Origin of the sequence: Streptomyces sp. NPDC001634 (assembly GCF_040298185.1) — a bacterium.
In the GTDB taxonomy this organism is placed as follows: Bacteria; Actinomycetota; Actinomycetes; order Streptomycetales; family Streptomycetaceae; genus Streptomyces.
The window spans coordinates 16,115-34,304 of the sequence record NZ_JBEOZU010000025.1; the positions used below are offsets into that span (position 1 = coordinate 16,115).

Annotated in this window: 15 protein-coding genes and 3 pseudogenes; 8 read left to right on the top strand and 10 right to left on the bottom strand. The window is 69.6% G+C overall.

Annotated elements, in window-relative coordinates; translation table 11 throughout:
- Positions 1 to 144: 144 nt before the first annotated feature.
- Both ABT186_RS18615 and ABT186_RS18620 read right to left on the bottom strand, forming a co-directional pair.
- A pseudogene (locus ABT186_RS18615) lies at positions 145 to 324 on the bottom strand (SpoIIE family protein phosphatase); the annotation flags it as partial.
- A gap of 53 nt (positions 325 to 377) precedes the next feature.
- Positions 378 to 1,118 (bottom strand): hypothetical protein, encoded by a 741-nt coding sequence (locus ABT186_RS18620; RefSeq protein WP_351227147.1) that lies wholly within the window; start codon positions 1,116 to 1,118, stop codon positions 378 to 380.
- A gap of 236 nt (positions 1,119 to 1,354) precedes the next feature.
- On the opposite strand from ABT186_RS18620, the gene ABT186_RS18625 reads away from it, so the two are divergent.
- Complete coding sequence (locus tag ABT186_RS18625) at positions 1,355 to 1,585, top strand: hypothetical protein (protein ID WP_351925890.1); 231 nt, start codon at positions 1,355 to 1,357, stop codon at positions 1,583 to 1,585.
- A 24-nt stretch (positions 1,586 to 1,609) separates the two neighbouring features.
- Here ABT186_RS18625 and tpg read toward each other — a convergent pair whose 3' ends face one another.
- The 3 genes from tpg to ABT186_RS18640 all read right to left on the bottom strand — a co-directional run bounded on the left by tpg (position 1,610) and on the right by ABT186_RS18640 (position 5,217).
- Positions 1,610 to 2,164: a telomere-protecting terminal protein Tpg gene (gene tpg / locus ABT186_RS18630; protein ID WP_351227151.1), complete on the bottom strand. Its 555-nt coding sequence runs from the start codon at positions 2,162 to 2,164 to the stop codon at positions 1,610 to 1,612.
- A 3-nt stretch (positions 2,165 to 2,167) separates the two neighbouring features.
- Positions 2,168 to 4,318: a telomere-associated protein Tap gene (tap, locus tag ABT186_RS18635; protein WP_351925891.1), complete on the bottom strand. Its 2,151-nt coding sequence runs from the start codon at positions 4,316 to 4,318 to the stop codon at positions 2,168 to 2,170.
- A 353-nt stretch (positions 4,319 to 4,671) separates the two neighbouring features.
- Positions 4,672 to 5,217, bottom strand: coding sequence for a GNAT family N-acetyltransferase (locus ABT186_RS18640; protein ID WP_351925893.1), 546 nt, complete (start codon positions 5,215 to 5,217; stop codon positions 4,672 to 4,674).
- A 378-nt stretch (positions 5,218 to 5,595) separates the two neighbouring features.
- Here ABT186_RS18640 and ABT186_RS18645 point away from each other — a divergent pair, with 378 nt between their 5' ends.
- The gene (locus ABT186_RS18645; RefSeq protein WP_351925895.1) at positions 5,596 to 5,949 is read left to right on the top strand and encodes a VOC family protein; all 354 of its coding nucleotides are present in this window, start codon (positions 5,596 to 5,598) and stop codon (positions 5,947 to 5,949) included.
- Positions 5,949 to 6,462: pseudogene (locus ABT186_RS47980) on the top strand (transposase). Before ABT186_RS18645 ends, ABT186_RS47980 begins: the two are co-directional and overlap by 1 nt.
- 213 nt (positions 6,463 to 6,675) lie before the next feature.
- On the opposite strand, the gene ABT186_RS18655 reads toward ABT186_RS47980, so the two are convergent.
- Positions 6,676 to 7,608 carry an SDR family oxidoreductase gene (locus ABT186_RS18655; RefSeq protein ID WP_351925897.1) on the bottom strand — a complete coding sequence of 311 codons (933 nt, stop codon included), beginning with the start codon at positions 7,606 to 7,608 and terminating at the stop codon, positions 6,676 to 6,678.
- Positions 7,609 to 7,965: 357 nt separating this feature from the next.
- Here ABT186_RS18655 and ABT186_RS18660 point away from each other — a divergent pair.
- The 4 genes and pseudogenes from ABT186_RS18660 to ABT186_RS18675 all read left to right on the top strand — a co-directional run bounded on the left by ABT186_RS18660 (position 7,966) and on the right by ABT186_RS18675 (position 14,643).
- Positions 7,966 to 8,706: pseudogene (locus ABT186_RS18660) on the top strand (hypothetical protein).
- 396 nt (positions 8,707 to 9,102) lie between these two features.
- Positions 9,103 to 12,978, top strand: a complete 3,876-nt coding sequence (locus ABT186_RS18665; protein WP_351925899.1) for a Pls/PosA family non-ribosomal peptide synthetase — start codon at positions 9,103 to 9,105, stop codon at positions 12,976 to 12,978.
- Between the two features lie 77 nt (positions 12,979 to 13,055).
- A complete protein-coding gene (locus ABT186_RS18670) occupies positions 13,056 to 14,435 on the top strand; it encodes a M1 family metallopeptidase (protein WP_351925901.1) in 1,380 nt (459 codons plus the stop codon).
- Positions 14,419 to 14,643, top strand: coding sequence for a hypothetical protein (locus tag ABT186_RS18675; RefSeq protein WP_351925903.1), 225 nt, complete (start codon positions 14,419 to 14,421; stop codon positions 14,641 to 14,643). The genes ABT186_RS18670 and ABT186_RS18675 overlap by 17 nt, the downstream gene beginning before the upstream one ends.
- Before the next feature lie 95 nt (positions 14,644 to 14,738).
- Here ABT186_RS18675 and ABT186_RS18680 read toward each other — a convergent pair whose 3' ends face one another.
- The 3 genes from ABT186_RS18680 to ABT186_RS18690 form a co-directional block, all read right to left on the bottom strand.
- Positions 14,739 to 15,149: a VOC family protein gene (locus tag ABT186_RS18680; protein ID WP_351227169.1), complete on the bottom strand. Its 411-nt coding sequence runs from the start codon at positions 15,147 to 15,149 to the stop codon at positions 14,739 to 14,741.
- Positions 15,150 to 15,230: 81 nt separating this feature from the next.
- Complete coding sequence (locus ABT186_RS18685) at positions 15,231 to 15,623, bottom strand: helix-turn-helix domain-containing protein (protein WP_351925905.1); 393 nt, start codon at positions 15,621 to 15,623, stop codon at positions 15,231 to 15,233.
- 46 nt (positions 15,624 to 15,669) lie between these two features.
- Positions 15,670 to 16,182, bottom strand: a complete 513-nt coding sequence (locus ABT186_RS18690; protein WP_351227173.1) for a PadR family transcriptional regulator — start codon at positions 16,180 to 16,182, stop codon at positions 15,670 to 15,672.
- An 87-nt stretch (positions 16,183 to 16,269) separates the two neighbouring features.
- Between ABT186_RS18690 and ABT186_RS18695 the strand changes: the two genes are divergently transcribed.
- Positions 16,270 to 16,830, top strand: coding sequence for a hypothetical protein (locus ABT186_RS18695; RefSeq protein ID WP_351227175.1), 561 nt, complete (start codon positions 16,270 to 16,272; stop codon positions 16,828 to 16,830).
- Positions 16,831 to 17,262: 432 nt separating this feature from the next.
- On the opposite strand, the gene ABT186_RS18700 is transcribed toward ABT186_RS18695, so the two are convergent.
- The gene (locus ABT186_RS18700) at positions 17,263 to 18,096 is read right to left on the bottom strand and encodes a maleylpyruvate isomerase family mycothiol-dependent enzyme (protein WP_351227177.1); all 834 of its coding nucleotides are present in this window, start codon (positions 18,094 to 18,096) and stop codon (positions 17,263 to 17,265) included.
- Between the last annotated feature and the right edge of the window lie 94 nt (positions 18,097 to 18,190).

An 18,190-nucleotide genomic window follows, 5' to 3' on the forward strand; every position in this document is an offset into this window, starting at 1 on the left:
CGTCGTCGTGCTCGGCGAACCGGGCAACGGTTCCCATGTCATCCGCCGATCGGTTGCGGGTGGAGCAGTGGCAGGGCGATGTCGTCGTTGCGGGGATCGGTGAGTTGGCCGTGGTGGATGAGGGTGTCCATGGGCTGGCGTTGGCAGGGGCCCGCACGGCAGGTCGAGGACTTCGGTGTGTACGTCGGGCGTGCGCAGGAGCGGGGGCGGGTGGCCTGCCGTGGCCAGGTGGGCACGCTGGTGTGCGAGGTCGAGGTGGGCGTAGAGGCAGCTTGTGAACAGGCCGGGGTCGAGGTCGGTGAGCAGGCGGTTGGCGCGGGCGATCTTCGCCGGAGTCGAATAACGTGATCGTATGAACACACGCAGGGGACGGTCACTCACCCCCGGAAGATGTTCACCGCCCGTGCGACCACCAGGGCCAGGGTGAGCAACGAGATCGATGCCTGCAGCGCCATCAGCAGTTTCGCCCAGCGGGACATGGGCATGGTGTCTGTGGGGCTGAAGGCTGTCGCATTGGTGAAGGACACGTACAGGTAGTCGGCGAATGCCGGTTCCCAGTCCGCTTGCGTCAACTCCTTGCTCTGCATCTGGGGGAAGAGGAAGTCCGGGTAGTCGTGGCTGCCCTCGGCGCGGGCCGCCGGTCCGCCCCTGTCCCACTCCCAGTACCAGAGAGCGAAGACGATGACGTTGGTCAGCCAGATACCCGCCCCCGTCATCAACAGTGCCCCGGCATCGCTGCCCTCGGTCCCGCGCACCAGGCCACGGATCAGCAGCACCGCCGACCAGCCATTGGCCAGGCTGACCATGGCAGCGAGCGTCAGGCCGCCCCCGCGCAGCAACGAGATCGTCCGTCTCGTACGGATTCTGGAAGCCGGGACGAGCACAACCAACAGAAGCAGCTCCAGCGTGGGCAGCAGCCATTCCGGCCGGAAGACCAGCCGCTCCGGGAGCAGGAGCTGGAGGGCGACTGCGGCAAGCACCGCAACCGTGACGGCCCATCGCGACTCACCAGGGGTGGGCCGACGCCAGGCCGGCTCAGCCGGCCTCTCCTGAGCGGCGGTGAGCAGTTCCTCCAACCGGCCAAGTCGTTCATGCAGGGTCCTGAACTCTTCGTTCACGGACCCAGTGTGCCGTCAGGCGACGCAGAGGTCGGAGCCGGGCTGCCGAACGCAAGGGCAGGGTTTGTGGCGACGGTGCCTACGCGGCCACACAGCGTACGGCCGGGACCGCCGCCCCGCGACTGCCGCCCGGTACACGTCTGCCTGACATGGTGTCGGCGAGTCCGGCGTCCGTCCGTGGGCGTACGGGATGGCACCGGGTGAAGGGTGTGAGGAGCTGATACATCATCAGGGTCGTGGCGGCTCCCCCGCCTTCGAAGCGGCCCGGGAACAGTCCGCCCTGGCCCCAGCCCCCAAATCGGCCACTGATCAGCGCGCTGGTCGAGATCGAGCTACTGACCGCGGCCGCCGCACTGGCGCCCGGCGCCGGGCTGCGCCTGACCCGGCTCGCGGACGGCCTGGCGACCGGCCGCCGGCACAAACGCCACGCCGAGCTCTCCCGCTCGACCAGCGATGACCAGCGATGACCAGCGATGACCAGCGATGACCAGCTAGAAAGAGACGTCGAAATAGTCGATGTCGCGGAGTTCTACTTCGAGGTTGTCAGCGCGGCGTCCGCCGTCCTTGAAGTAGATTTCCTGGAGCCCTTCGGCAACGATTGACCGCATCTGCTGGTCGGTGGCCCCCTGCTGCTGTGCGTCGAACAGGCGCCGCGCGTACTCCGGCGGAAGGTGCACGGTCAACCGCCGCATGCGCGGATCGTCGGTGGTGCCGATGGGCGCGGTGTAGCCGAACCGGGCGCGCGTCTCGACCGTGATGCCGGTGGCGGTGGCGGCCTGTTTGCGGGCCCGTCGGCGCACCTGCGGCTGCCAGCGGATCCGTACGGCGGCGTCGATCCGGTCGGCGATCGCCTTCGGCGGATGTTTCCGCTCGCCCGTCCGGTAGCGCTCCACCGACCGCTGGCTGACCCCGATCTCCTGGGCGACGGCCCTCGTCGTCTTGAGCTGCCTCATCAAGTAGTTGATCTGCCCTTTGAGAGTCTTGGGCGGCTCCCTGGTGAACGCCTCCTGACCGGCCCGGTCCAAGGCGTCGTCGATATCGCCCACGGGTCACTCTCCTTCGTCCAGGACCGCGTCGCCGCCCTTGATGTGGCGGGCAGGGTTGTAGCCCTGCTCCATCAGGTCCACGGCCCACGCCATCTCCTGGACCCCTTCGAGCTTGGCCAGGCCCGGGCCGACGCCGAGGCGGAACGTGCCGGGCAGGACGTGGCCCTCGTCGGTGAGGGGGAGGAAGTCCAGCGGGGAGGGGCCCTTGCTGGGGTATACGACGCAGTCCGACAGCACCGCGAGCGGGTACAGGCCCGCCGCCTTGGCTGTGTTGAGCATCTTGCGGTGCATGTTGATGCGGGCCTTGGAGATGACCGCTGCCCGGATGTCCGGCCGCCAGGTCGCACGTACGAGGGCCGGCCAACGGTCGCCGTCGCGGTAGTGCCGTCCCTGCGGCCGCTCCCGCAGCTTGCCCACACCGCCCTTCAGGGTGGCCTTGATCGCCGACAGCACACACGCCAGAGGCGGGTCGACCTGCTTGTGGTGCTCCATCGCCTCAAGGAAGGCACGCTCGTCGACGTCCTTACCGGTCGGCACTCCGAGGTCGGCCATGGTCGTCACGTAGGCGTTCTTGAGGCGGTCGTGCCACGGGTCCAGGTACGGGCCGGTCTCGTCCCGGACGAACGCCTCCATCGGGTGGACGTCATAGCCGAGTTCGACGGCGTAGGCCACGCTGTTGGTCTGGTACCAGGCCGGGCCGGTCGGGCGCTCGCCGGTGGGCGTGAACGGCGACGGCAGACGCGGGTCGATCTCCACGTGGGAGAGATCCACGAACCAGGAGCCAGGCACCTTCTTGTCGAACACCGGCCGTTGGACGCGGCGCGGCCTGCCCAGGCCGACGGCCAGACGCGCGGCAGCGGCGAGGAAGGCAGTGTTGATGTCGATGCCCACGGCGTAGGGCAGCAGGCACTCCTCGTCCGTGAGCAACTTCGGGTCGCGCACCCACTGGTAGGCCTCCTCATCCAGGAACCCGCCCGTCCAGCCCTGCGCAACCGGGTGTTCCTGAGGTGCCTCCGGCGGGGCCGGGTCGACGGGGATGGTGCCGAGAGAGCCAGGGTTGTGGCCGGAGACCCACTCGCCGGTCGAGGTGTCCTTCACGGCGCGAGTAGGCGGGCGCATCGCGGTCATCAGCTCCAGCCCCGTCACCGCAGTGGACCCGCGCGGGGTCAGGACGCGGGTGGCGTACACGCCCAGGACGCGGGCGAGTTCCGGCGCCGGCAGTTCGCCGGCGTCGCCCCACGCGCGGGTGTCCAGCGCGTCCCACGGCAGCACGGCGAGCTGCACACACTGCCGCTCATTGCCCTTCGCCGGGCGGTAGATCCGGGCCCACGGGCCGAACCCACGCTGCGTCAGCTTCCACTTCGCACTGGCGATCTCCCTGACAACCGGATGGTCCTCCGGCAGCCGCAAGCCTCGGCGGTCCTCCAGACGGGCCGGGAGTCCGAACCGAGCGGTCGCGGACTCGGTCAGCGCAATCAGCGGGTCGGCGTCCTTGCCATTGCGGTGCAGCCGCGCCGCGCCGATCCCCGACTCGCGCAGCGTCCACTCCACCAACTGCGGGATCGTCGTGGCCGGGCACTCCAGAACGATCCCGCCCGCGCAGTAGGCGGCGCCATTCCCGTCCAGCACCGCCAACGGGCCGTGCGGGAAGCGCGGGTCGACGGCCGGCCTCACGGCCGCCTTCGTCGCCGTACGGCGTGCCGTCGACCGAGTTGCGGAACCAGGGTGCGGTGTGGCTGCCTGAGCGGCTTGAGCAGGGTTGGCCGAGGGAGCGGTGGGAGTGGTCGGGGCCGGCGGCTCCGACTGCCGGGCCGGGCCAGTGAACGTGTCGGGCCCGGACTCGGGCTCGGAGTCGGTGGGCACAGAGTCGGTGGTCACAGAGTCGGCGGACTCGGAGTCTGCCGGCTGGGGGTACTTCGCCGCCCAGCCTTCCAGCAGCCGCTGGTACGCCTGGCGGCGCGGCGGCCGGGGCTCCGACCGGCCGTTCTCCCAGTTCTTCACGGTCTGCGTCGTCGTCCGCAGCACCTGGGCCAGCCGAGCCTGCGTGACACCGGCCGCCTCACGCAGCCGGGCCCGCTCGGCGGGCAGCGGCAGCTCCGGCTCGCCCGCCAGCAGCGAGTCCACGGCCGCGAAAAGCTCGTCCTGAGTGGGCATGCGCTACCTCCACCCCGGACACTAGCAGTATTTATCCGTGGATTAAGCCATGGATTTAACCTACTGGGTGCTGTGTGAGGGCCGGCTGTGGCGCCGACCTGAGATTGATTCCCCATCGTCGTTGTCATGCAGCAGTTGCGCGCGGGGAAGGCGCGGTGCCGGCAAGGTTCTCTGCTGAACGCACGTTCCATCCCTATGAGTGGCCGTGTCGTCGCGAGGCACTGGGCGGCCGACCAGTCAAAGCCGCAGGACTGAGCAGAGGCGGGAATGGATGCCGGTGGTCGCGGCTCACCCGAAGCGAATCCCGCGACGGCTCGGCCGAACGCCGGAACCAGAGCAGGCCGGGCGCGCCGTCAGTCGCCGGTCCCCGGCCGGTCGACGCGGTACAGATAGTGGGTCCAGTCATCGACCGGGTTGTCCGGCTCCAGGTTTCCGACCCCGACCCGGCGCAGCCCGGCCCTCTCCAACGCCCTCCACGAAGCGCGGTTGGCTGCCACCACCGGGACGAGAATGCACGGGGCGGCCGGGTGCTCGGCCCAGGTTCGCTCGATGACTGAGCGGATCATCGCCGTCCCGATGCCCTGGCCGATCTGCTGGGGATCGCCTATCAGGTAGTCGATGGTCATCGCACCGTCAGGCACAGGGACGATGGCCGCCAGCTCCGCCAGGTACTCAGGGTAGTCGTGCAGGCGTGAACGCTGTATCAGGCCGACCGGGCGGCCGTCGAGGAATGCGAGGAGATCCTCCGAGGGCTCCTCCCCTCGGGCGGCGGGGCCGAAGTCGCGCGCCACCGCTTCCGCTGTGGTCTCGTGATTCCACCAGCGCTTCACATGGGGCTGCTGCAGCCACCTCCGCAGCAGCGGGAAGTCCTGCTCCTCCATCCGACGCCAAATAATCACCACAAGACTGCCCCCCGGACTTCTCCGCCGCGCCTCCATGCGCTCCCCCGGAGACTACGCGCGGCGCGGGCCGACCCCAAGGACCCCGCCAACGGCGCGGACATCCTGACGGATGGAGTCAGAAAGGATGCCGATGGCACCGGGGCCAATCCGTGGAGCTTTCTGGATCCAGTCCCGGAGTAAGTGGCCGCGGCGATGGCGAAGCATGTCCATGAAGTCCGGGGCGGGGTCGCAGGCCGTAACGAACTCCAGGCAGGCACTCCCTGCGACTTCCAGACGTAGTGAGTCTGCCGGGCCGAATGCCTCCTGTGGGCGGGGCCGACGTGAGGACGGCACCCAGCCACGTGGCCGTCCGGAGTGTTCTGTGAGACTGCGCGGATGGAAATCCATCTGCCCCACATCGTCATGGACTGCGCAGACCCGGAGCGACTCGCGGCCTTCTGGTCGGACCTTGTCGGCGTCCCGATCAAGACGAGATGGAGGCAGTACGTCATCTTGGAGCCCACCGAAGACGGCGCACCGGCACTTGCATTCCAGCGTGTCGGCGAAGCCAAGACAGGCAAGAACCGCGCGCATGTCGATCTGACCGTGGCGGATCTCGGGGCAGCGACACGGCACGCCCTGACCCTCGGCGCCCTCGTCATCGATGAATCGACCGAAGACGGTGTCACCGCTCGGGTCATGGCCGACCCAGAAGGGAACGAGTTCTGTCTCGTCCGACTCACCTCGTGATGGATCATGACGGGTGTGTAATACGCCGTCATGAACTTGCCTACCACGAGCGGGAGTTACTCGCTCCGCTGATACGCCGGGCTACTACCGGACGGCCTCGTCTCCAGGACCGGAAGATCATCAATGGCGTGGTCCATAAGATCCGCACCGGGCTCTCCTGGCGCGACCTTCCGGCCCGTTACGGGCCGTGGAAGACGGTGTACACCCGCTTCCGCCGCCAGGCCCTGGACGGTGTGTTCACCCGTGCCCTGCAGCAGATCCGGGCCAACGCCACAAGAGCGTCTGCGCACGCCCTTCCCTGAAACGCATCCGCGCGCCCCGCGCCGGTCTCGGTCGACCGTGCCACCGCCCTGATCACGACATTGCGACATACCCTCAACGCAACACCGTAGAACGCTGCTTCAACCGGCCCAAGGGTTTCCGGGCATCGCGACGAGATACGAGAAGACCGCCATCTCCTACGAAGCAGCGGTCGCACTCGCGTCCTTCCTGCTCTGGGCAAGATCCGTTTGATATCACCAACACATCGAGCAACTGCGGGATGCGGTCGCGCCGCTTCTGGATTGAGAGATCACCGGAACCCGGCACCTTGCCGGGTTCCGGTGATACTGAAATTCTTCGACATTCCTACGGCCGGTCGGCCGAGGATCAATCCGGCCGCGGGGCGGGGGTGGTCACGCTGTCGCCGGTCGTGGCAGTGGCGTTTTTTGTGCAGGGCGCCGCTGGTTATGCGGTCGGGGTGTCGAAGTAGTGGCCTTTGTCGAGGTCGTCGATGAGCCCGGGCAGGGTCGGCTGCCATCCCATCAGTTCGCGGGTCAGTGCGCTCGAGGCCGGGCCGTCGATCGCGAGGAAGCCGGCCAGCCAGTTGAAGTGCTCGCCTGAGCCCTCGGGCGGGATGGCGACCACGGGGAGGTCGAGATGCCGTCCGATCACCTCGGCGATGGCACGGATCGGCACCCCCTCGTCGGCGACCGCGTGCAGTACCGATCCCGCCGAGGCCTTCTCGAGCGCCAGGCGGAAGAGGTGCGCTGCGTCGAGCCGGTGCACGGCGGGCCAGCGGTTCGTCCCGTCGCCGATGTAGCCGGAGGCGCCGTTGGCGCGGGCGATGCTCACCAGCGTCGCCATGAAGCCGTTGTCTCCTTCGCCGTGCACCGTCGGGGGGAGTCGCACCACGGACGAGCGGACGTCGCGGGAAGCGAGGGAGAGCGTCAGATGCGCTGTGGCGAGCCGAGTCCGAGGTCCGGCGTTCAGATGCGCCATACCCTGGCCGGGACGAGCGTCCTCTTCGGTGCCCACACGCCCCGGTGCGATCCCGAGTATCCCGGAGGCGATGACGAACGGCCGGCCGGAGCCCGCGAGCGCCTCGCCGATCGTCTCGACGGCGCGGCGATCCGCATCCGCAGCGCCCTGAAAGTCGCCCGAGAATGCCCTGTCGTGCTTGAAGGCGAGGTGGATCACGCCATCCGACTCCGCAGCCGCGCTGCGCAGGCTGTCGAGATCATCAAGCGTGCCGGGATACACCTCGGCCCCGGCCGCGGTGAGGGCGGCGGCCGAGGCCTCCGAGCGGGCGAGCCCGACGACTTGATGGCCTGCGCCAATGAGTTCGGGAACGACGGCGGAGCCTATCCAGCCGGACGCGCCCGTCACGAATACGCGCATGAGAAATCCTCCGGGTGAGTCGACCGTCCTGCCGCACGGCGTGCTGCGGGAACAGATCGATGTCAGTCACTGCCATCGACCGTAGCAGGTGATGTCATCCGCTGTCATCACTTCGGATCGGCAGCAGGAGTCGGCCGGGGGCCGAACGCGTGGCCCGTTTTGAGCGGGCGGGCTGACTGTGCGCATGTTCTTCCGGCACTTCGCCGGCAGGCGCGAGGCGCTGTTCGTGGGCGCCAATTCACTGCAGCGGCTCGCGTCCCGACAGGAACCGCCCGCCTCGGGCCCGTTCCACCGGGCCGGGGTGAGGGGGATCCGCACATCGGGTCTGCGCATATTCGTTCGGGGCAGGCTGCGGTCATGGGGCCCATACGAAAGAGTGGTGCGAGGCGGACGGTGGCGGTTGCGGCCTGCGGTGCGGTGACAATGGCCCTCGCGGCTTGCGGCAGTTCGGACCACAAATGCGGCGCCGCGATGGGCGGCCGGCCACATCACGCGTCGGCGCCGAGAGCGGCCCTGCACCGGATACCCGGAATCGGCGACGGCTGTGGCGACAGGTGCCGGCCGATGTCGGCCGACTCCCTCCAGGTGGTCGCCGACCACGGTGCGGGCAAGGAGCTCACCCGACTCGACCGTTGCGCTCTTCACCAAGCACGACTCCGCCTGCAAGCGGATACGTTCCTGGGCGGCGCACAACGGGAGGAAAGGCTGGATGACGGACCATCACGAGGGCGACCAGTGCAGCCCGATGGGAGTGTTCACGCTGAGCGACGCGGGCGGCGTGCTCGACTCCCCCGGAGTCAATGCCCTACACGAAATCCGCATCGTTCGAGGCCCCCCGCAGCTGAAGCAAAGCGTATTGGCACGATTTCGACTACGTCATCGCCATCGATGACAACCGCGTCAGGGGCACTGCGCCCAATGACCCGACACAAGGGGCAGTCGAAGGGCGGCAGTATCTGACGCCACATGGACCACGGCAGCGGCACCTCGGCGTGCGTGCCCCTGTCCAAGAAGGCGATGGAGTACCTGCTGCGCACGCTCGACCCCAAACAGCATCCGGTCGCGGTGATGGGAGACACGGCGGAGTTGAGAATCTGACGGCAGGAAGGCTGGTTCTCCCCCGGTGCCGGCGAAGGGCCGGACGGGTGGTTTTCGTAGGCCGGTTCGGTCGTGAGCGGGTGCCCCGGGCGGGGTTTCAAGTCCCCTACCGGACATGCGGAATGAGCGACGCCCCGACCGCGGGACGGCGGCCTCAGGGGTGTTGTGAGCCTGTGTGGGGCATATCTCGTCACGGCGACAAATCCCCACGTCAGCGCCCCGGAACTGCCGTTTCCGGGTACTGGTGGACGTCCCTTCGGATGGCTGCTGGCCGGGACCGCGGCTAGCGTCGTACTAAAATTTCCCGCTTGTTTGGAGCTGGACCGGAAGATCCCCAGGCATCCCTGCGGCCCACCAGCGCCCCGGAACACTCCGGGAACGACACGTGAGGACCCGATGGCAGCCCTCCAGCAAGGCCCTGCACTCGCGCTGTCCGAGGTGGAGATGCGCGCCGCCTTCGGCGACGGCGCGCGTTTCTTTGCCGCCCCCGCCGCCTCGCCGCGGACGCTCGTGGACATCCTCGACGCCTCGGTGCGCGACTACCCCGACGAGCCGGCCCTTGACGACGGCCGCCGTTGTCTGACCTACCGCGCCCTGGCCGTCGAGGTCGAGGCCCTCAGGCGGCGCCTGGCGGACGCCGGCGTGGGGCTCGGCGACCGGGTCGGGGTGCGTGTCCCGTCCGGCACCAACGACCTGTACGTGGCGATCCTGGCCGTACTCGCCGCGGGTGGCGCCTACGTCCCGGTGGACGCCGAGGACCCGGACGAGCGGGCCGAGCTGGTGTTCGGGGAGGCACAGGTGCGCGCCGTGATCGGCGCTGAGCACCAGATCACCGTCCACGGCACCTCCGGCTCCCCCGCCGGCCGCCCCGGCGTCGTGGACGATGCCTGGATCATCTTCACCTCCGGCTCCACCGGCAGGCCCAAGGGCGTCGCCGTCAGCCATCGCAGCGCCGCCGCGTTCGTGGATGCCGAGGCGGAGCTGTTCCTGACGGAGGAGCCGATCGGGCCCGGCGACCGGGTCATGGCGGGCCTGTCCGTCGCCTTCGACGCCTCCTGCGAGGAGATGTGGCTGGCCTGGCGGTACGGGGCCTGCCTGGTGCCGGTACCGCGCGCGCAGGTGCGCAGCGGCGCCGACCTCGGCCCCTGGCTGGTCGACCAGGAGATCACCGTCGTGTCGACCGTACCGACCCTGGCCGCGCTGTGGGAGCCCGAGACCCTCAACGACGTCCGCCTGCTGATCTTCGGCGGCGAGGCCTGCCCGCCCGAGCTGGCTCAGCGGCTGGTCACCGAGGGGCGCGAGGTCTGGAACACATACGGGCCGACCGAGGCGACCGTGGTGGCCTGTGCCGCGCTGCTCACCGGCGAGGAGCCGATCCGGATCGGGCTGCCCCTGAATGGCTGGGAGCTGGCCGTCGTGGACGACGCGGGGCAGCCGGTGGCGATGGGCGACAGCGGGCAGCTGGTGATCGGCGGGGTCGGGCTCGCCCGCTATCTGGATGCCGAGAAGGACGCGGAGAAGTACGCGCCCCTGGAGTCTCTCGGCTGGGAGCGCGCCTACCGCAGCGGGGACCTCGTGCGGGCCGATCCCGAGGGGCTGATCTTCCTCGGTCGCGCGGACGAGCAGATCAAGCTCGGCGGACGGCGGATCGAACTCGGTGAGGTGGATGCCGCCCTGCAGGCCCTGCCCGGGGTGGCCGGTGCCGCCGCCGCCGTACGGACCGCGCGCAGCGGAAATCAGCTCCTGGTCGGGTACGTCGTCACCCAGGAGGGGTGGGACCACACGGCGGCCGTCGAGAAGCTGCGTGCCGAGCTTCCCGCCGCCCTGGTCCCGCTGCTCGCGCCGGTCGACGACCTGCCGACCCGCACGTCCGGCAAGGTCGACCGGAACGCGCTGCCCTGGCCCCTGGAAGGCCTTGAGGGGCCCGCCGCCCAGCTCTACGGCACTGAGGCGTGGCTCGCCGAGCAGTGGACCGAGGTCCTCGGCATCCCGGTGGCCGACGCATCCGACGACTTCTTCGCGATCGGCGGCAGCAGCCTGGCCGCCGCCCAGCTCACCACCCGGCTGCGCACCCGTTATCCGAGCGCGGCCGTACTCGACATCTACCAGCAGCCCACGCTGCGCAAGCTGGCCCGCCATCTGGAGGAGTCGGCCCAGGGCGACGGGGCGCAGCGGGTGATCGCGCCGGTTCCGGCGCGGGCCAGGGCGCTGCAGCTCCTTGTGCTGATCCCTCTGTTCACGGTGCTCGGGCTGCGCTGGACGGTGGCGCTGGCCGTGCTCGGGAACGTACTGCACTGGTTCGGTCCCTATCCGTGGGCGCCGACGACCTCCTGGTGGGCCGTGGCGGCCGGAGCGGTGCTGTTCTTCAGTCCGCCGGGGCGGCTCGCGATCGCCGCGGGCGGGGCACGGCTGCTGCTGCGGGGCGTCACACCCGGCCGGTACGCGCGCGGCGGCAGCGTGCACCTGAGGCTGTGGACCGCGGAACGGCTCGCCGAGTTCAGCGGGGCGACCACGCTGACCGGCTCGTGGCTGGAGCGGTATGCGCGGGCGCTGGGCGCCAAGATCGGACCGGACGTGGACCTGCACTCGCTGCCGCCGGTGACCGGCATGCTGAGGCTGGGCCGGGGCGCGGCCGTCGAGTCCGAGGTGGACCTGGCGGGCTACTGGCTGGACGGCGACCGGCTGGAGATCGGCACGGTCAAGGTCGGGGCGCACGCCGTGGTCGGGACGCGCAGCATGCTCTTCCCCGGCGCGCGGGTCGGCAAGCGGGCCGAGGTGGCGCCCGGATCGGCCGTCGCCGGGCAGATCCCGACCGGTCAGCGCTGGGCGGGCGCGCCCGCCGTCAAGCTCGGGAAGGCGAAGCGCAACTGGCCCAAGGAGCGGCCGCAGCGCGGCACGTGGTGGCGGGCGATGTACGGCGCAACCGGCGTTGCACTGACTGCACTGCCCGTACCGGCCGGTGTGGCCGCGCTCCTGGTGGCGCATGTGTTCGTCGACCCGGCCGCCGGTCTCGGCGCGGCCCTGCAGGGTGCCGCCGTGGCGCTGGTTCCCTCGACGCTCGCGTTCGGGCTCACATACGCGCTGATGCTCCTGATCGCCGTACGTCTGATGAGTCTCGGCCTGCGCGAGGGCACGCACCCCACGCACAGCCGGATCGGCTGGCAGGCCTGGACGGTCACCCAGCTGATGGACCGCTCGCGCCAGACCCTGTTCCCGCTGTACGCCGGGCTGATCACTCCGGTGTGGCTGCGGCTGCTCGGAATGCGGATCGGGCGGGGCGCCGAGGTGTCGACCGTCCTGGCGCTGCCGAGCCTGACCACGGTCGGCGACGGGGCGTTCCTGGCGGACGACACACTGACCGCGCCGTACGAGCTGGGCGGCGGCTGGGTGCGGATCGGGCGCGCGGAGATCGGGCGGCGCGCGTTCCTCGGGAACTCCGGGATGACCGCCCCGGGCCGCAGCGTGCCGGACGGCGGGCTGGTCGGTGTGCTGTCGGCGACGCCGAAGAAGGCGAAGAAGGGCAGCTCGTACCTTGGGCTGCCGCCGGTGAAGCTGCCGCGCTCGGTGTCCGAAAGCGATCAGAGCCGTACGTACGACCCGCCGGCCCGGCTTCTGTGGGCGCGCGCCCTGGTGGAACTGTGCCGGATCGTTCCCGTGTTCTGCTCGGCAGGGCTCGCCGTGCTGACGGCCGGGGCGCTCAGTGCTCTGGGCGGCTGGGCATGGCTGCTGTGCGGGGTGGTGCTCCTGGGCGCCGGTCTGGCCGCCTGTGCCGTGTCCGTCGTGGCGAAGTGGCTGCTCGTGGGCAGGCACCGGGCCGGGGAGCACCCCTTGTGGAGCTCGTTCGTGTGGCGCAACGAGCTGGCGGACACGTTCGTCGAGGTCGTGGCCGTGCCCTGGCTGGCCGGGGCGGTGCCGGGCACGCCGCTGATGACGCTGTGGCTGCGCGGGCTCGGCGCCCGCATCGGCCGGGGCGTGTGGGTGGAGAGCTACTGGCTGCCGGAGACGGACCTGGTGACGCTGGAGGACGGGGCCACGGTCAACCGGGGCTGTGTACTGCAGACCCACCTCTTCCACGACCGGATCTTGCGGACGGATACTGTGGTCCTCCGTGAGGGCGCGACACTGGGCCCTGGCGGAATCGTCCTGCCCGGCAGCACGGTCGGTGCCCGCACGACGCTGGGTCCCGCCTCGCTCGTGATGGCAGCGGAGTCGGTTCCCGATGACACCCGCTGGCTGGGCAACCCGATCGAGGCATGGCGTCCCCGGAAGTGAGCGGCGTGACTCGTTCCGGGTCGGAGGACGGGGCACCGGCACGATGTACGAGCACAGCGCAGGGAGCAGACGCAGCAGTGAGCCCTCAGCAGAAGGCGGCAGCAGACCCGTACTTCCCCGACAACGGTGATCCCCGCTACCGGGTGCACCGCTACGAGCTCACGCTGGACTACCGCCCGGGCCCCAACCGGCTCGCCGGAACGGCCCGGCTCAACGCCATAGCCGGTCCGGCCCCGCTCACCGAGTTCCAGCTGAACCTGGCCGACTTCCGGATCGGCCGGGTCCGAGTCGACGGCCGCGCGCCGCACTACACCCACCGCGGCGGCCGGTTGCGCATCCGTCCGCCGAAGCCGATCCGGGCGGGTGCGCCGTTCACCGTCGAGGTGCACTGGTCCGGCAATCCCAAGCCGGTCAACAGCCCCTGGGGCGGCATCGGCTGGGAGGAGCTCGAGGACGGGGCGCTGGTGGCCAGTCAGCCGGTCGGGGCACCCTCGTGGTACCCCTGCAACGACCGCCCGGCGGACAAGGCCTCGTACCAGATCTCGATCACGACGCCGTCGGCGTACTCGGTGGTGGCGGGCGGGCGCCTGCTGACCCGTACCACCAAGGCGTCGACGACCACGTGGGTGTACGAGCAGCCGGCACCGACCTCCAGCTATCTCGTCGGGCTGTCGATCGGCAGGTACCAGACCGTGCTGCTCGGCGATCCTGGCGAAGACGGCGTGCCGCAGCACGGGCACATCCCGGCCCACCTGCTCCCCCAGTTCTCGAGGGACTTCGCGCGCCAGCCCGCCATGATGGAGCTGTTCCAGGAGCTGTTCGGTCCCTACCCGTTCGGCGAGTACGCGGTGGTGGTGACCGAGGAGGAGCTCGATGTCCCGGTCGAGGCGCAGGGGTTGTCGCTCTTCGGCGCCAACCACGTGGACGGGGCCCGCGGTTCGGAGCGGCTGGTGGCGCACGAGCTGGCGCACCAGTGGTTCGGCAACAGCGTGACCATCGCCGACTGGCGGAACATCTGGCTCAACGAGGGTTTCGCGAAGTACGCGGAGTGGCTCTGGTCGGAGCGCTCCGGAGGCCCCACCACCGCCCAACTGGCCGCCATCGCGCACCGCAAGCTCTCCCTGCTGCCCCAGGACCTGCGCCTGTCCGACCCCGGCCGCAAGCGCATGTTCGACGACCGCCTCTACGAACGCGGCGGCCTCGTCCTGCACGCCCTGCGCTGCGCGCTCGGCGAGAGCGCATTCCACCGTATGCTGCGCAGCTGGGCCACCCTCCACCGCGGCAAGGCCGTCACCACCCAGAGCCTCGTCACCCACACCCAACGGTTCGCCGACCGGCCCCTGGACGATCTGTTCACCGTGTGGCTGCATGAGACGGCACTGCCGCCACTGCCGGCCCTGGAGACCGTGGTACCGGTACGGCCGCCCTATCCACCCAGCAATGCGCAGTCCCGATGAGTACCCACGCCCCGACCCACACCTCGGGCGCGACCGGGTCGGGCGGGTGCGCAATCCGCTGGGCAACCTGTACTGGATCCAGACCCGCGTGGAGGACGTGAGCCCGCAGGAGATGGAACGCCGCCTCGGCGAACCGGAGTTCACCAAAGCGATGGAGTACGTCCAAAGCGCCGACTTCTTTTCGGCCCGGGCTTCTGATCTCGGCTGATGACGCACGGCTGCGCTGGTCGGGGCGTCGGCCCGCAGCACGGACCCTCAGCTGCCGTGGTGCCGAGGAGGCCGGCGCGCTCGATTGGGCAGCGCTCAGGCCTTGGGCTGGGTGAAGCGGATGCTGTTGCCGAAGGGGTCGCGAAGGCCGCAGTCGATTCCGTACGGACGATCGGTGGGCTCCTCGGTGAACTCGACGCCCCGGCCCAGCAGCGTCTCGTACGTCTTGCGGCAGTCGTCCGTGCTGAAGATGAGCGAGCCGCCCATCGCGCCCTTGGTCACCAGTTCGCGAACCTGCTGGGCCGTCTCCTCGGACATCGCCGGAGGCCCCGGCTTCTCCAGCAGGATCTGGCGGTTCGGGTGACCGGGGATGCTGACGGTCAACCAGCGCATGAAGCCCAGGTCGACGTCCGCGTTGACCTCCAGGCCGAGCTTGCCGACGTAGAAATCGAGGGCTTCGTCCTGGTCGAGGACGTATATCTGCGAGTGCGTGATGGCGTTGAACATGAGCGTCACGTTACTCGGCATGCCGGACGAAAACTTATCCAAAACTGCTCGGCCGACGGACGGTACGGACCGTGCGGACGGTCAGGCACCCGGCCGCAACCACGCCATCGTGAAGCACGTCGGTACGCCCGTGGCCGTCGCCTCCTTGCGGTACACCCTCGGAGACCGGCCGACGATGTCGCGGAACGTGCGGCTGAAGGTTCCCGGGCTTCCGAAGCCGACAGCGAAGCAGATGTCCGTCACACTGCGGTCGGTCTCCCGCAGCAGGAACATCGCACGCTCGACACGGCGGCGCTGGAGGTAGCGGTGCGGCGTTTCGCCGAACGTGGCCCGGAAGGTTCGTGTGAAGTGCGCCTGCGACACATGGGCGATCCGGGCCAGGGCGGGGACGTCCAGTGGCTGTGCGTAGGCGCGGTCCATCGCATCCCGTGCCCGAAGCATGCGGCGGTTGGTCTCTTCTGCAGCGCGGCTCACGGCGCCATGACACCACAGTTCGGATGTGTGCTGACGCTGCTGATCCCTATGTGATCTGACCGGCGGCCCACTCGGCCCATTCGCGGCGCATGGCGTTGAAGCGCAGGCCGTACTCCAGGGCGATCCGGCCGTAGACCGAGAGGTTGTCGTCGCCCCAGTCGATGGTCTCCGCCAGCCGCTGCAGTTCTTCGTATCCCTGCTCTGACATCTCGGTCAGCCCGTTCAGGTACTGGCGTGCCTGCTCGGGCTTCAGCACCCCGAGGAAGAACACGCGCAGCAGAACATCGCTGCGGGTGTTCCGCTGGGGTTTCGTCTGCGTCAGCCAGTGCCGCAGCTCGGCCAGCCCTTCGTCAGTGAGGGCGTACTCCTTGCGACCGCGTGGGCCCTCGGCCGCCACCGTGATCAGTCCGGTGCCCGCCAGTTTGGTCAGTTCTGTATAGATCTGGCTCTGCGTGGCCGGCCAGACGGTGGCCAATGAGGTCTCGAACCGCTTCAGCAGGTCGTACCCGCTGGCGGGACGCTCCGAGAGAAGGCCGAGTAGCGCGTGTCTCAGGCTCATACCCTCACTCTACATTCCAATGTTGACATGTCGCTACTGGACCTTCTACTTTTGACATGTCCAAAGGGACCCCGAAACGGAGCGATCATGTCCTACCTGCGCACGTTCCTGCCGTGGATCGTCTTCGCCGTACTCCCCTCGGGCAGCTGGCAGTGGGCCGCCCTGGCCGCACTGGCGGTCGCGGTGGCGATCATCGCCCAGCAGGTACGCGCCGGCACCGGATTCGACGCGCTGATCATCGAACTGGGCTCGGCGGTCTTCTTCGCCGTGCTGGCCGTCATCGCCTTCACCGATCCGCGCTCGGGCGTGCACGACTACTCCGCGGCCCTCTCCTCCGGCACCCTGGCGGTCATCGCCGGGGCCTCTCTGGCCATGGGCAAGCCCTTCACTCTGGGCATCGCCAAGCGCACCACTCCGCGCGAGGTCTGGGCGCTCAAGCCGTTCATCCGGACCAATGTCGTCATCACCGCCGTATGGACCGCGGCCTTCGCCCTCACCGCCGTCGTCCTCGGCCTTGTGGCACATGCCGGAAACGCCCACTCGGCCACGGCCACGCTCATCCAGATCGCCGGCTTCGCCGTACCGATGGTCTTCACCATCCGCTACGTCGCCCACGTCCAGGCCAAGGCCGGGCAGGTTGCCCGATAACCCCGCGGCCCGTCGCCGGCAACTACGCCCCGGCCACCGAAGAACTCACCGCGCACGACCTGCCGGAGACGGCCGCGCCCCCTGACCGAGCGGGCCGGCCGGCACCTGCACAACCGTCCGAACCCAGCCGACGTGACGGGAGGCCGTGCGTAGAGTATGACGGCTGGGCAACGTCTCCCGCCGCACGCCGACCGTGACCAATACCGGGGTGGGGATGTCGCGGCCGTGCCGGTGGCGCAGCCGCAGCCGCCACCCGCGCCGGCTCGGTCCCCACACCCCCGACGGTCGGAACAGACTTCATCGCTCAGGGGGTGAGACAGGGGTCGTCGAGCATCGCGTAGAGGCCGGGCCGTGGAAAAAGGCGTCAGCCACCAATGTCCCGTCTGGTGCAAGCCTCCCACCCGCCCCTCCGCGAGCGAGGCGCGACGTGGGTCAGGGCGCGGTGAACAGGGTCGGAAAGCGCGGCGCGAGCCATGGTTTGCGGCCCCAGGCGAGTACCCGGCCGCGGGCGATGGCCTGCCACGGGTTGCAGCGGCCCAGCGCCATGAGAAGGAACGTGACCGGCTCGGTGAGGATGGTGCAGTCCGGGCGGGCCGACGGTGCCGGCGCCACGTCGACCGCCCCGTCGGTGAAGGTGACGCCGAACGCCGAGCCGCCCCGGAGGCGGAGCGTGTAGCAGGCCGTCAGCCCGGCAGTGGCGGCGGCATCGGCGACGCGGGGCATGGCAGCCCGTAGGAACGGCAGGCACAACTCGACCCGAACGCGGTCGATCATGTGCGGTCGGCCCAGTGCCCGGGCGAGGTCGTAACCGTGTCCCAGCATGTGCGTCAGCAGATACGAGGCGAGAACGGACTGGTCCATGGGGCCGAGTGGCGTGACGAGAGCGCGATCCGCTGTCTTGTCCACGGCGGCCCTGGCCACCGCGTCAAGGAACACGTCTGCCTGCTTCACGATCATCTCCGCCAGCGTTTGGGCCCCTCGTTCCCCGAACACGGCGAGCGCACGCTCATTGGCCTCCGCCAGGCTCTGGGGCGTGCCGTCCCCATAAGGGCGTTCGTGTCCCACCGCAAGGTCGGCCATCAACTCGTTGGCCTGCGCCAGATGGGCCGCCGCCTCGCCGACGGTCCACTCCGACCCGGGCACGGGAAGGCTCGTGTCGGCCACCGCGTGCAGCAACGCGGCGATATCACCGGCGGTTTCGCGTATCGCCTGACCGAGCCCTTCGGGCAGGGTGCCTCCGGTGTCCTGTCGCGTGCCCGGTCCCACGTCGCTCGACTCCCCTCTGCATGCCTGTTGCGTTCTTCGCGCTGGTAGCGCGGTACCCAATCAGGCATGAGGGGCATGGGACAAGAGTCCGTAC

Excerpts from the sequence above, each read along its gene's own strand:
- tap (WP_351925891.1), bottom strand. The coding sequence starts at position 4,318 with ATGCCCACTCAGGACGAGCTTTTCGCGGCCGTGGACTCGCTGCTGGCG.
- ABT186_RS18645 (WP_351925895.1), top strand. The coding sequence starts at position 5,596 with ATGGAAATCCATCTGCCCCACATCGTCATGGACTGCGCAGACCCGGAG.
- ABT186_RS18655 (WP_351925897.1), bottom strand. The coding sequence starts at position 7,608 with ATGCGCGTATTCGTGACGGGCGCGTCCGGCTGGATAGGCTCCGCCGTC.
- ABT186_RS18665 (WP_351925899.1), top strand. The coding sequence starts at position 9,103 with ATGGCAGCCCTCCAGCAAGGCCCTGCACTCGCGCTGTCCGAGGTGGAG.
- ABT186_RS18675 (WP_351925903.1), top strand. The coding sequence starts at position 14,419 with ATGCGCAGTCCCGATGAGTACCCACGCCCCGACCCACACCTCGGGCGC.
- ABT186_RS18680 (WP_351227169.1), bottom strand. The coding sequence starts at position 15,149 with ATGTTCAACGCCATCACGCACTCGCAGATATACGTCCTCGACCAGGAC.
- ABT186_RS18690 (WP_351227173.1), bottom strand. The coding sequence starts at position 16,182 with ATGAGCCTGAGACACGCGCTACTCGGCCTTCTCTCGGAGCGTCCCGCC.
- ABT186_RS18695 (WP_351227175.1), top strand. The coding sequence starts at position 16,270 with ATGTCCTACCTGCGCACGTTCCTGCCGTGGATCGTCTTCGCCGTACTC.